We start from the raw sequence: 11,650 nt of genomic DNA, 5'->3' as shown, positions 1-11,650 counted from the left end.
GAAGGAGTGGGGGCAACAGCAGCTGCGCTGGTAGACTTATCCACAGTTGCTGGTAACAAAATCAGCAATCCGCCCTGGGTCAAATTTCAATCGGCAGGGTGGGTCAATTTTCCATCAGCGCCAACACATTCAGTACAGATTTCAAACTCGAAGCAGCAGGCCTGGTTCTGGATCAAGGCTATTCCATCCCCGAGGCAGGTAAGTCGATGGGCGTAGGCCCGACGGCATTACGTCGATGGGTGGAGCAACTGCGCAGTGAGCGCGGTGGCACAACCCCGCCGCGCAGTAAGGCCATGACTCCCGAGCAGAAACGCATACAAGACCTTGAGGCCCAGGTTCGGCGTTTAGAGCGGGAGAAAGAGATCCTAAAAAAGGCTACCGCTCTCTTAATGTCGGACTCCCTCGATCAATAAGCCTGATCGAGGTATTGGGCGAGCGATATCCACGAGCCGAGCTGTGCCGCGTATTTGGCGTACATCGCAGCAGTGTCTACGACGCCTGCAAGCGACGCCGCCGGGTAGATCATCGGCGGATTGCATTGCGCCAGTTGGCCACTGAATTTCATCTACAGAGTCGCGGCTCAGCTGGAGCCAGAACATTGTCAGCGGCGCTGCGGATACAGGGTGTCGCGGTGGGGCGTTTTCTGGCCGGACGCCTTATGAAAGAGGCCCGGCTGTTCAGTTCGCAAACGCGCAAGCATCGTTATCGTCGAGCTGATGGTGAAAATTCTATCGCGGCGAATGAGCTGGATCGGCAGTTCACAGTGAGCGGCCCCAACCAAGTGTGGTGCGGCGACGTGACCTACATCTGGGCGGGTAATCGCTGGATCTACCTGGCGGCGGTGATGGATCTGTATGCGCGCCGCATCGTGGGCTGGGCGTTGTCCAATCGACCAGACTCACAACTTACGACGCGCGCTTTGCGCGTGGCTTTTGAGTCCCGTGGTTGTCCGCAGCAGCTGATGTTTCACTCTGACCAAGGCAGCCATTACACCAGCATCGAGTTCCGCCAAATGCTGTGGCGTTACCAGATCAAACAGAGCATAAGTCGCCGTGGCAATTACTGGAATAACACACCGATGGAGCGCTTTTTCAGAAGTCTAAAAAGGGAGTGGATGCCAGAGCATGGCTATACCAACAAATAACAGGCTGAGGCGGACGTGCTGCGTTAACTGACGGACCATTACAACCATCCACGGCCACAAAGTTACAACGGATACAAAACGCCGGTGGAAGCCAAATCACTGGCCGGGTACACCTAAACCAGTGTCCAGAATTCGTTGACCACAACATCGCCTGGGGAATTTTGACACAACAGGATGATGTATAAAAATCCGTAGCAAACCTGGCGGCTTTGCCTGAAACATTCACCTCAAGGGACACTCAACTGAAGCAGCTCCAGAAATAGGGCAATAGATGGGCGCATTGTATCTATGGTCTAGCAGTTATAGGGGCTCGAATAACGTGTAAGCGATTGATCGCGCGCAGAAATTTTCGCAAAACAGGGTTGACACCTAACTCCAAGACGCGAATAATGCGCGCCACTCGGCTACGTAGCTCAGCTGGTTAGAGCATAGCATTCATAATGCTGGGGTCCGGGGTTCAAGTCCCTGCGTAGCCACCAAACACCTGTTTATAGCTGTCTCTGACAGCCTACTAAACAGCCCAAGAAGCCCGCCTAGTGCGGGCTTTCTTGTGTCTGGCTGTTCACCTCTGTCTACCCCTATACCTTCCCACCGTGTATGCCCCTGTGTATGCTTCAATAAAAGTTGAACTGAGGGCATACACAAAAATGAAGCGTTCAGAGATCAAACGCCGCCCCCTGGCTGATACCACCCTTGCCGGCCTAGAGCCTGAGGCCACGGCCTACCGTGAACTTGACGGCGCGGGCCTGTATTTCCGGGTTAAGCCCAACGGCAACAAGTCATGGGAACTGCGCTACAAGAAGCCAGACGGCAAGTGGTCATGGCTTGGCCTGGGTGGCTATCCCGAAGTGAGTGGCTCACTGGCCAGGCAAAAGGCTGCTGATCTGAGGGCCGATGCCTCTGAAGGGAAAAACCCGCTCGCCAGTAAGCAGGCCCGCAAGGCTGAAGAACAGGCAGCAGCAGATAACACCTTTGAGCACCTGTCACGGGAGTGGTACGCCTCTCGCCTCAACAGCTGGGACGCTGGCACCGCCAAGCGGGTGATGGGTGCACTTGAACGCCATGTGTTCCCCGCCTTCGGCAAGCGTCCGTACACCGGCATATTGTCTATGGAGTGGATGGAACTGCTGCGCGGTATGGAGCAGCAAGGCATTCTGGAACAGATGAGCCGGGTGCGCGCCTACTGCAAGGACGTGTACGACCTGGCCCGTGTGACAGGCCGTGCAGTGAACAACCCATTGGACGGCGTGCATAAGTTCCTGTCAGCCGGTAAGGCCGAGAACTACGCCCACGTCTCGGCTGATGAACTGCCCGCCCTACTCCGCGCCATTCAGTCATACCCACACGCCAAGGATGTTCAGCTAGGTTTGCGCCTGCTAACCCTGCTGGCCGTCCGCCCCAGTGAGCTACGGGAAGCCCAGTGGTCAGAGTTCGACTTTACCAAGAAGCTGTGGACGATCCCGGTAGAACGCAAAGGCCGCAAGAAGGGCCGCGAACACCTGGTGCCACTCTGCCGCCAAGCCATTGCCCTGCTGGAAGAACTGCGCCCGATCACTGGAGCCTATGCCCTGCTGTTCCCTGGCCGCAGTGACCGCACCAAACCCCGAAGCGATACCGTGTTTCTAATGGCCCTGCGCCGCCTCGGTTATGAGGGCCGGCAGACTGGCCACGGTTTCCGCCATATCGCCAGCACCATACTCAACGAGCATGGTTTTACCGCTGACCATATCGAAGCCCAGTTGAGTCACAAGGCACCCGGTGTGCGCGGCATTTACAACAAAGCCCAGTACCTGGAGCAACGCACCACCATGCTGCAATGGTATGCCGATCACCTGGACAAACTAGCCGCTGGCAACGTGGTGGCGGGTAACTTCGGCAAGGCGGTTTAGGCATGCAAACCCGTACCCCTCAAATTTCCGGTGTAACTTGTGTAAAAGGTGTAATCGAAAGCCTGAAACCCAGCATTGGCGGGGCTTGCAGCCACATTACACAATTGCATAAAGCCGCATACACCAACGCAAAACTACACCAATGGTGTAATGGGAAAGCGCTGTTACGGCATACACCGCCCCCGTTCCTGCCTGCTGGCCGCTCTGTTGTTAGCGTGGCCCGCCGTACACCAGCGCAAGCCGGCGCGGGGTTTATGGGCGCCGATCCGGGGCAAGGGGGCAACTAATGACCGGCTATTGCATTGCGATAAAATTCAATGCGGGCGGGCGGCTATGGCGCGTAGAGACGTCTTGGTCGCTTTTTGATATTGAGCTACTGCTAGATCAACGCCTGCCGCTTGGCCACCCTGTAACGCTTGAACTAGATGGCCATACTCTATTTGTTTATGAGTGGGGGTTGTTATTGCAGTTCTACCAGCCAAGCACAGGCGCCATTATCGAGGCTCAATGTTCGTTCTGGGCCTTTACTGCCTGGCTTGACCACATGGATCAACATGGAACACCGCGCCAAAATATCATCGGTGCTGCTGGTTTGCAGGCGCTGGAATGGCATGAGCAATATCTACAATGGGCAAGAGCTGAAGAACTGCAACATGCCAAATGGCTTGTTGAGCGTGACGGTTACAAGCCTGCCGAACTGCTAACTTGGCTGCCACGCTTAGCAGAAGAGCCTGAGTTTAAAAACTTGCCAAGCCCCAAGGGACAGGGACGCCATAAGCGCCAACCCCCTGCGCACATTCTGGAGCTTGGCGCCCTGACGCTGAGCATTTATAGGCTTTCGGTCGCGATCACGTTTATGGGGGCGTGCAGGTTAGCCTGCCAACTCAGGCCCGAATGGGTGCCGCAATACTGGAGAAATCATAGCGAACGAGAGCCCTGTAACTTCCTAAATGATTCCCTGAGAAAAAATGAGTTCAAAGGAACCGTATTTGAAGATTTCCGCTTCCTGAAAGCACCACCCCACTGGCTTGAGGTCAGACCTTTGGGTGAAAGCTAATTCTTTCCAATCGAATTAAAACGCTCTTCTAATCATTGTGCGCCTGTCTCAACCAAGATACAGGACGCTACCAATGACCACCCCACACCACCGCACCGCCCGCGCGCTAGCGCTTAGCCAAGGCCATCATCCGGCCCTTGGCGCTGCCCACACCGATCTATTAACCACTGGGCAAGTTGCCGATTTTCTCGGTATGTCGCCCCGCACGCTCGCAGGCTGGCGCGCCAGGCGCTGGGGTGGCCCTGCATGGATTAAATGCGGCTCGCGTGTTCGTTACCGTAAAGCCGATGTTATGGCCTGGCTGGAGGCCGGCAAGCGGCAAGGCGGTGACGTATGAGCGCTGCGACCGTGAGCCCAATCAAACCGCCTGCGTCACCTGTTGGCCAGCTTGACCCAGCCACCACCCTGATTCGAATTTCGGATGTGCAGGCAATCGTTGGACTTGCCCGCCCCACCATTTACAAGCTGATGCGCCAGCCTGAAAGCGGTTTTCCGTTGCCGGTGAAGTTGAGCGACAGCACCGCCCGTGGTGCCCCGGTGGCGTGGGTGTTGGCCGAAGTACAGCAATGGGTGCGCTCGCGGATCGCTGCGCGCGGGAGTGCCGCCGCATGATGCCGATATTCCTGCCACACAACCTTCTAGATAACCCCGAAGCGCTGGCGCTTCCCGGCTTTAGCGAGCTGCAACGGCGTGGCCAGTTTGGGCTAAAGGCGCTGCGTGACCGTGCCCTAGCCGAAGGCGCACAGGTGATGTTTGTGCTTTGGCCTGGAGGCACCTGGACGATGCTCGCCATTGAGCCGCCAGAAGATGCACAGGTGAGCGATGCAAGCCAGTTGATCCCAAGCTTGCTGCTGGCCGGTGAGGCGCTGGCCGAGTTTGAGCACCGCGCCCGCCAAGGTGAGTACCTGGGCTGGTTATCGCTCAAGCGTCCGCCGCCAACCGTGCACTGAAAACAAAAACGCCCACGGATAACCGTAGGCGTCATGTGAGAACTACAGCTTAGCCACACCGAGCAGCTACACCGCGAGGCCATCTTATGCCCACTATTTGCCTTCAGCAAGCGCCGCTTGCGTTCCCCAAAACACCGCGCTACTCTGCCGCCGTCGCTGCAAAATCAGCGAACGGGTTTTGCAGCCCGAATCACACAAAGGCGCACAAGCGCCACCGTTCGACAGCAGGCGCTTTTTTTGTGCCTGCTATCTCGCTTTATGGTGGCTGTGCGCAGGGCGCTTTCGGGCGCGCCGGGTTCCTTTGTGTCCGGTCTGCAAACCTGCGTACAGCCGCCACCCAATCCTGTTTTGCAGCAGGCCGTGGCGGTTCCTCACACAAAGGAGCCGTACCCATGAAGCAACCGCACGCCCTCAATCCGTCCGCCATTCAACAGCACGCCGCCAGCCTGAAGGCCCGCGCCATCGCCGCGCTGCACGCTGATTCGTCCCTCTCCGTCCGCCTGGCCCGTTACAACGCCGCCATGGCCAAAGCCCGCGCCCTGGAAGTTGTAGGGGGTGCGCAATGAACGCCCATCGTCAAACCATGCTTGATTGTGAGGCTCAACTGAATGGGGCCAGCGATGCGATGGCCATATTGAGCGGCCTGTTTACTGCCATGCGCTCACTTGATAAGGCAGACGCTGCCGCCGTGGCCAGGGCTGGCCGTTATATCGCTGATGACTTCGCCAATATGCTGGATGTTGATGCTGAGAAATTGCGCATTGAAGCGGCCCGCATGGCTGGGGGTGCGCAATGAACATCACGAATGCCTTAGAAATAGCGGACATGTACGTTACACGCGCCGCCGCTGCACCAACGCCTGAGCTGCTTAGTCTGTTGTACCGGAGCAGCTTAAACAGCATTCATGCCATGTACGCGGCTGGCCTGCTGAGCGCCGCCGAAAATGAGGAATGCTTAAAGCGGTTTGTGGATACCTGCCAACGCCGGCAAATCGAAATCACGGGGGTGCGCCCATGAGCAACCCTGCCGACAACAAACCAAAGTACCCAACCTTTGCCGAGGTGAAAGCCGCTGCGCTGCGGGCAATCACGCAAGTGCTGACGCGCTGGCTACCAGGCGGCAAGGTCACGGACGGCGGCAAAGAATACACCGCCCCCAACCCACGCCGCGCCGACAAGCATGCCGGCTCTTTCAAGGTGAGCTTGGCCAAAGGCACTTGGTGCGACTTTGCGACCGGCGAAAAGGGCGGGGATTTAATCGACCTGGTGCGCTACCTGGACGGCGGCACGGACGTGGAAGCCTGCAACAAGCTGGCAGACTTCCTCAACGTCACGGCAGGCAGTGTGCCCGTTGCGGCCAGCAGCAAGGCCAAGGCACCGGAGTGGGTGCCCGTGCTGCCCATTCCTGATGAGGTGATGCGCAAGTGCCCGCCCAAGCATCGCCAGCACGGCAAGCCGGCGAAGGTATGGGTCTATAAAGACGCCGAAGCCCGCCCCCTGTTTGTGCTGTATCGCTTTGACCTGGGGCCGGATGAAAGCGGCACGCCGCGCAAGGTGTTTGCCCCGCTGACCTGGTGCAAGAACAGCAGCGACGGTGCCGAGCAATGGCGCTGGCAAGGCTTGTCGGAACCGCGCCCGCTGCTGCACCTCGATCACCTGGCCGCGCGTGCTGCTGACCCGGTGGTGGTCTGCGAAGGTGAGAAAGCCGCCGATGCTGCTGCCGAGCTGTTGCCCCACTACGTTGCCACCTGCTGGCCGAACGGTTCCAACTCATTGCAGAAAGCAGATTTTGCCCCGCTGGTAGGCCGTGACGTGCTGCTGTGGCCCGACAATGATGCGCCCGGTTTGGCTTGCATGGATGCACTGGCCGAACGCTTGCGCCAGCTTGGCGCGGCGTCTGTGCGGGTTATGGCGCTGGCCATATTCAGCCAGCGGCCTGGCTTGGCCGGTGATGCTGTGACCTTCGCACCTGGTGGAGAATGGGCCGAAGGTGATGATGCCGCCGATGCTGCGGCCAAGGGCTGGACGCCTGCCCACTTGGCCGAGCTGGAGCGCACCGGGGAGCTGTTCGCCTTGGTTCCAGTTGCTACACCAGCAACCAAAGCCAAGCCCGCTGCCAGCAGCAAAAGTGCCCGCAAGCCCAAGGCCGAAACGGTGCCGGGTGGCTTTCGTGTAACCGCCGATGGGGTGTTTTATTCGGGCGACGATGGCGAGCCGCGCCACGTGTGTTCCCGCTTGGAAATACTGGCCCGCACCCGTGATGCCAAGGGCAGTAACTGGGGGTTACTGGTTGAGTTTGACGACCCAGACGGCGACAAAAAACGCCTGAATATATCGGCCAGCAGCATGGCCGGGGACTTTGGCAAAGAGGTGCTAGGCCCGCTGGTAAACATGGGGCTACGCCTTGCCCCAGTGCGTGCAGCGCGCAACTCTCGCAACGACTTGCAAAGCTACCTGCAAGGCTATGACAGCGCCGAACGCGCGCGCCTGGTCACGCGCTTGGGTTGGCATGGCAATGCTTACTTGTTGCCGGATCGCGTGATTGGTAACTGTGGCGAGCACCTGCATTTTTATGAGGCTGGCGCGGCGCTACCGCCGATTAGTCAGGCCGGCACCCTGGAGCAATGGCAGCAGCAGATAGGCGCGCTTTGCGTTGGCAACCATCGCTTAGCCTTTGCCACCAGCATTGCCTTTGCTGGGCCGCTGCTGCAATTGCTTGGGCAGGAATCGGGCGGCTTTCACTTCCACGGGATCAGCTCCAGCGGAAAAAGCACCACTGGCCGGGTGGCCTGTTCGGTGTATGGCCCGCCCGCTTTTGAGCGCTCATGGCGCAGCACTGATAACGCGCTTGAGAGTATCGCCGCCGCCCACTCTGACGGCCTGCTGGTGTTGGATGAAATCAGCCAGTGTGACCCGCGCATTGTGGGTGAAACTGTCTACATGCTGGGCAATGGCACCGGCAAGGCACGCGCCAATGATCGCGGGCAGGCAGGCAAGCCAGTGCAGGAATGGCGGCTGCTGTTTGTGTCGAGCGGTGAAAAGACTTTGGCCGAAACGATGGCCGAGGCTGGGCGGGAACTGAAAGCCGGTATGGAAGTACGCATGCTGGCGATGCATGCCGATGCGGGCCAAGGCTTTGGCCTGTTCGATACCCTGCATGGTTTTGATGGTGGCGCGGCTTTATCCGATGCACTTCAGGCCAGGGTAAAGAAGTATTACGGCACGCCGCTGCTGGCCTTCCTCACGGCCCTTTGTGAGCCCGGCAAGTTGCTCGCATACACCGCCATGTTGCGGAAAACGGCGGAGCGGTTCGCAGCCGAAGCGTTACCCGCAAACGCCAGCGGCCAGGCACACCGCGCCGCTGCCCGCTTTGGTTTGGTTGCCGCTGCTGGCGAACTTGCAACGGCGCTGGGCGTTACTGGCTGGCCGGATGCGACCGCCCATAAAGCGGCTAAGGCTTGCTTTGCTGCGTGGCTGGCTGAGCGTGGTGGCGCTGGGCATTTGGAAGGTGACGCCATCGTGACCCGACTGCGTTTGGTGGTGGAGCGTTCCGGGGAAAGCCGCTTTACCCGCTGGGACGGTATCGCCGCCAAGACGGACGATCATGCCCCGCGCACCACTGACCGCCTGGGCTTTCGGCGCACACTGGATCACGGCTATGGCGATGTGCTGACCACGACTGTGACCTTTTATTTTTTCCCCACCGCTTGGCGTGACGACGTGTTTAAGGGAATGAACCTACGCACGGTTAATCGTGAGCTGATCGAGCGCGGCATTTTGCAGCCAGACCCCAAGGGCAAAGCCGCCCAAGTCGTGACCATGCCCGGCATGCCGAGTGGGCGCGCCTATGTGGTGGCCGCTGCTGCTTTGTTCTCCAGTGAAACCGAAGCCGAGGCTGCTTAGCGGCCCGCTCAAACGGGAGAACAGCCGGCGCTTTCGGGCCTGGCCTGCCCACGAATTAACAGACCCTTTATCGAATTGGAGTTACACCATGAATGACTACCGCAAACAAATTAAGCAGCACCAGGACGCAATTGAAAGCCTTAACGAGCAACTGACCCCACTTCGGGAAATTGCCAAGCTGGCCGTACTTCAGTACCACAACAACAGAACCTCCCGCCCTGCCTATCCTCATGCTGAAGAGGGTGCTGTAGCACAGGCCGAGGCTGAGCTTGACCACCATAAGAAGGAAGTGGCGCGGCTTGAGCGGTTGGCCGATTGGGAGGAAGGCGTAAACGGTGCGAGCGCCACCATGGGGCGCACTCGTGAAAAGGTTGCTGCTGCACAGAGTGAGCTTTCAGCACTGCAAGCCCAGCGCCAAAGTATTAAAGAAACGTTATCAACCCTGTTGGCTGAGCAGCAGAATGCTCTAGGTATTGCTGTTGAGGCTGAGCAAACCGCAGCGCGGGAATATGCAAAGGCAAGGGTTGGTGGAACGGTAGCGGCTGAGAAAAAAGCACAGGGGGATCTTCAAACCGCCTCTGCGGCACTGGCATTAATCCGGGCCGGTGATTCGGCTACAGAGGCTGTAGCTGATGCAGTTAAAGCCGAGATATTGGTAATCGATCAGGCTATTGATGCAGCAGCCGAGCAGCTTGATGCAATGCGTAGCGAGCTGCTAAAGGCCACCCGCTACCTGTGGGCCGATAGACTTGAGAAAGCCACGTATGAGCTGGCAGCGCTTGCGGCTCATGTTAATGCAGCTGAGCGGGAACTCGGTTGGCGATACGGGTCTGTTGATGATTTGAACCTGCCTCTACTGTCGCCAGGCGGGGGCAATCGATTCATTGATAAGCGTTACGTGTTGGAGATAAGCGAGGGGATCAGCTTCGACGTGCTGACAGCCGCATAACGTTCAACCGCTCTAAACCCAACCGCTGGTGTAATCACGCCAGCGGTTTTTTATTGCCTGCGCACAACCCAGCCCATTACACCATTGGTGTAGTTTTGCATTGGTGTATGCGGCTTTATGCAATTGTGTAATGTGGCTGAAAGCCCCGCCAATGCTGGGTTTCAGGCTTTCGATTACACCTTTTACACAAGTTACACCGGAAATTTGAGGGGTACGGTTTTGCATTCCCCCCACCGCCCCGTTAGGGGTGTGGCCAGCAGCGGGCAAAGTCTTGGCGGTGCGCTGTTGTGCGTGAGCCAAACTCACGTTGAGGCCGGCTTTTACGGGTCCTCTGGAAGGGGTGCCACCCTACACGGGTAATTCGAGCCCCGCCCGTTTTCTAGCTGGGAATTTGGCAGGCATGTCCGTCTTTATTACCTTGGCTCACGTTGAAGGCTGACCAGGGAGGCAAGGCAATTGCTGTTCAGAAATCAGCCAAGAATCACCCCAGCAGCCGGCACCGTGTATGCCCTGGTGTATGCCTAACAAAATACGAAACAATCAAATCCAATAAAATCAGGCACTTAGCCATCCAGTTCAATTGACTGCGTACCACCAAACAAAACAAGGGTTTAGCGAAAGCTAAGCCCTTGTTTTTCCGGGCAGTCTACAAACAGACTACATTCCAACTACCCTCCCCGTCCTTGCTTGATGTTCATCTTGCTTAGAAGCGACTTACGTCTAGCGGCACATATCTTGGTGCTCGGGCATCCCGACAATTAAAACGTCCAGTGTCTGTCTTTGCCCCGCAGCCACCACACCTCTAGCAACCGCGCGTATTTGCTTGCCTGAGAACCTCTACGTGATCACTCAGCGATTTTTTGCGAGCACCTGCGTGCCCAGCAACAGACCAGCGAAGATCAACGCAGCCCCGATCCAGTGGTAGCTTTGCAGCCCCTCCCCTAGCAGTAGCCAGCCCAGTAGTGCAGTAAACACTGGCATCAAGTAGTTGGAGAGTGCGGCCTTGGCCGCACCGAGAATGCGGATAGCGTGGTTCCAGGCGAGGTAAGCAAGCAGTGAGGCGAAGATGGCGGTGTAGCCGATGGCAGCCAGGTTGTGTGGTGTCACGCTGAAGTGTGCGCCCTGTGCCAGCTCGTAGAGATAGAACGGCAGAATCAGCGGTACGCCCAGCAGCATCAATACGCCCAGCAGGGCCAGCGGTGGGATAGGCAGCAGGTAGCTGGCCCAACGCCGCAGCAGCAATGAATAGAGCGCCCAGTCAGCCACCGCCAGCAGCATGATCAGATCGCCTTTATTGAAGGCCAGGCCGCTGAGGCTGGCCCAACTGCCTTTGCTGATCAGCACCAGCAACCCGCCTGCGGCCACAGCCATGCCCCACCACGCGCGCCGATGCGGCCACTCGCCAAGCAGCAGGCCCGCGCCGATAAAGGTCATCAGTGGCAGACAGGTGTTGACCAGGGTGATATTGATCGCAGCGGTGGTTTGCGCAGCGGCATACAGCAGGCTGTTGTACCCAGCGATGCCGACACCGGCGAGCACCAGCAAACGCCAGCCGGCCGCACGCAATGCCGAGCGGTGTTGCCAGAGCGGCTTGGCCACGAAGGGCAACAGCAGCACCAGCGCCAGGCTCCAGCGCCAGAATGACAAGGCAAACGGTGGAATCTCACCGGCAAACGCTCGCGCTACTAAAGCATTGCCGGACCAACACAGCGTCGCCAGCAGCAGGCCAGCCAGCGCGAGACGCACGGAAGACGACATA

Annotated in this window: 13 protein-coding genes, 1 tRNA gene and 1 pseudogene; 13 read left to right on the top strand and 2 right to left on the bottom strand. The window is 58.2% G+C overall.

The features are described 5' to 3' along the window. The 13 genes and pseudogenes from HBN63_RS22025 to HBN63_RS19845 all read left to right on the top strand — a co-directional run. Positions 1-216: hypothetical protein (locus HBN63_RS22025; protein WP_262499061.1), on the top strand; the 216-nt coding region annotated here is incomplete at its 5' end. After that, positions 114-1,261 (top strand): annotated as a pseudogene (locus tag HBN63_RS19900) (IS3 family transposase). The gene HBN63_RS22025 and the pseudogene HBN63_RS19900, both read left to right, overlap by 103 nt. A gap of 285 nt (positions 1,262-1,546) precedes the next feature. Then, a tRNA-Met gene (locus tag HBN63_RS19895) sits at positions 1,547-1,623 on the top strand. Positions 1,624-1,791: 168 nt separating this feature from the next. Further along, entirely contained in the window at positions 1,792-3,033 is a 1,242-nt protein-coding gene (locus tag HBN63_RS19890) for a tyrosine-type recombinase/integrase (RefSeq protein WP_170050608.1), read from the top strand. Between the two features lie 286 nt (positions 3,034-3,319). Then, positions 3,320-4,090 carry a hypothetical protein gene (locus HBN63_RS19885; protein ID WP_170050607.1) on the top strand — a complete coding sequence of 257 codons (771 nt, stop codon included), beginning with the start codon at positions 3,320-3,322 and terminating at the stop codon, positions 4,088-4,090. 73 nt (positions 4,091-4,163) lie between these two features. Then, a complete protein-coding gene (locus HBN63_RS19880) occupies positions 4,164-4,427 on the top strand; it encodes a helix-turn-helix domain-containing protein (protein WP_170050606.1) in 264 nt (87 codons plus the stop codon). Then, complete coding sequence (locus HBN63_RS19875) at positions 4,424-4,702, top strand: AlpA family phage regulatory protein (RefSeq protein ID WP_170050605.1); 279 nt, start codon at positions 4,424-4,426, stop codon at positions 4,700-4,702. The genes HBN63_RS19880 and HBN63_RS19875 overlap by 4 nt, the downstream gene beginning before the upstream one ends. Further along, positions 4,699-5,040 carry a hypothetical protein gene (locus HBN63_RS19870; protein ID WP_170050604.1) on the top strand — a complete coding sequence of 114 codons (342 nt, stop codon included), beginning with the start codon at positions 4,699-4,701 and terminating at the stop codon, positions 5,038-5,040. The genes HBN63_RS19875 and HBN63_RS19870 overlap by 4 nt, the downstream gene beginning before the upstream one ends. A 392-nt stretch (positions 5,041-5,432) precedes the next feature. Next, positions 5,433-5,606, top strand: a complete 174-nt coding sequence (locus tag HBN63_RS19865) for a hypothetical protein (RefSeq protein ID WP_170050603.1) — start codon at positions 5,433-5,435, stop codon at positions 5,604-5,606. After that, entirely contained in the window at positions 5,603-5,836 is a 234-nt protein-coding gene (locus tag HBN63_RS19860) for a hypothetical protein (RefSeq protein ID WP_170050602.1), read from the top strand. Before HBN63_RS19865 ends, HBN63_RS19860 begins: the two co-directional genes overlap by 4 nt. Further along, complete coding sequence (locus HBN63_RS19855; protein ID WP_170050601.1) at positions 5,833-6,057, top strand: hypothetical protein; 225 nt, start codon at positions 5,833-5,835, stop codon at positions 6,055-6,057. The genes HBN63_RS19860 and HBN63_RS19855 overlap by 4 nt, the downstream gene beginning before the upstream one ends. Next, positions 6,054-8,942 (top strand): DUF927 domain-containing protein, encoded by a 2,889-nt coding sequence (locus tag HBN63_RS19850; RefSeq protein ID WP_170050600.1) that lies wholly within the window; start codon positions 6,054-6,056, stop codon positions 8,940-8,942. The genes HBN63_RS19855 and HBN63_RS19850 overlap by 4 nt, the downstream gene beginning before the upstream one ends. Positions 8,943-9,030: 88 nt before the next feature. Then, the gene (locus HBN63_RS19845; RefSeq protein ID WP_170050599.1) at positions 9,031-9,891 is read left to right on the top strand and encodes a hypothetical protein; all 861 of its coding nucleotides are present in this window, start codon (positions 9,031-9,033) and stop codon (positions 9,889-9,891) included. Positions 9,892-9,903: 12 nt separating this feature from the next. Here the strand turns inward: HBN63_RS19845 and HBN63_RS19840 are convergent, their stop codons facing one another. Both HBN63_RS19840 and HBN63_RS19835 read right to left on the bottom strand, forming a co-directional pair. Beyond that, positions 9,904-10,116: a hypothetical protein gene (locus HBN63_RS19840; RefSeq protein WP_170050598.1), complete on the bottom strand. Its 213-nt coding sequence runs from the start codon at positions 10,114-10,116 to the stop codon at positions 9,904-9,906. 624 nt (positions 10,117-10,740) lie between these two features. Further along, the gene (locus tag HBN63_RS19835; protein ID WP_170050597.1) at positions 10,741-11,649 is read right to left on the bottom strand and encodes a DMT family transporter; all 909 of its coding nucleotides are present in this window, start codon (positions 11,647-11,649) and stop codon (positions 10,741-10,743) included. Position 11,650 lies beyond the last annotated feature (1 nt).

This window comes from Pseudomonas sp. WS 5011, from assembly GCF_012985775.1.
In the GTDB taxonomy this organism is placed as follows: domain Bacteria; phylum Pseudomonadota; class Gammaproteobacteria; order Pseudomonadales; family Pseudomonadaceae; genus Aquipseudomonas; species Aquipseudomonas peli.
The sequence above is the reverse complement of the archived record's forward strand: the minus strand, read 5'-3'. Positions and strand labels throughout refer to the sequence as shown.

What these genes read in the sequence shown, in the direction of transcription:
- HBN63_RS19885 (WP_170050607.1), top strand. Translation starts at nt 3,320, where the DNA reads ATGACCGGCTATTGCATTGCGATAAAATTCAATGCGGGCGGGCGGCTA.
- HBN63_RS19875 (WP_170050605.1), top strand. Translation starts at nt 4,424, where the DNA reads ATGAGCGCTGCGACCGTGAGCCCAATCAAACCGCCTGCGTCACCTGTT.
- HBN63_RS19835 (WP_170050597.1), bottom strand. Translation starts at nt 11,649, where the DNA reads ATGTCGTCTTCCGTGCGTCTCGCGCTGGCTGGCCTGCTGCTGGCGACG.
- HBN63_RS19890 (WP_170050608.1), top strand. Translation starts at nt 1,792, where the DNA reads ATGAAGCGTTCAGAGATCAAACGCCGCCCCCTGGCTGATACCACCCTT.
- HBN63_RS19880 (WP_170050606.1), top strand. Translation starts at nt 4,164, where the DNA reads ATGACCACCCCACACCACCGCACCGCCCGCGCGCTAGCGCTTAGCCAA.
- HBN63_RS19870 (WP_170050604.1), top strand. Translation starts at nt 4,699, where the DNA reads ATGATGCCGATATTCCTGCCACACAACCTTCTAGATAACCCCGAAGCG.
- HBN63_RS19860 (WP_170050602.1), top strand. Translation starts at nt 5,603, where the DNA reads ATGAACGCCCATCGTCAAACCATGCTTGATTGTGAGGCTCAACTGAAT.
- HBN63_RS19855 (WP_170050601.1), top strand. Translation starts at nt 5,833, where the DNA reads ATGAACATCACGAATGCCTTAGAAATAGCGGACATGTACGTTACACGC.
- HBN63_RS19850 (WP_170050600.1), top strand. Translation starts at nt 6,054, where the DNA reads ATGAGCAACCCTGCCGACAACAAACCAAAGTACCCAACCTTTGCCGAG.
- HBN63_RS19845 (WP_170050599.1), top strand. Translation starts at nt 9,031, where the DNA reads ATGAATGACTACCGCAAACAAATTAAGCAGCACCAGGACGCAATTGAA.
- HBN63_RS19865 (WP_170050603.1), top strand. Translation starts at nt 5,433, where the DNA reads ATGAAGCAACCGCACGCCCTCAATCCGTCCGCCATTCAACAGCACGCC.
- HBN63_RS19840 (WP_170050598.1), bottom strand. Translation starts at nt 10,116, where the DNA reads ATGCAAAACCGTACCCCTCAAATTTCCGGTGTAACTTGTGTAAAAGGT.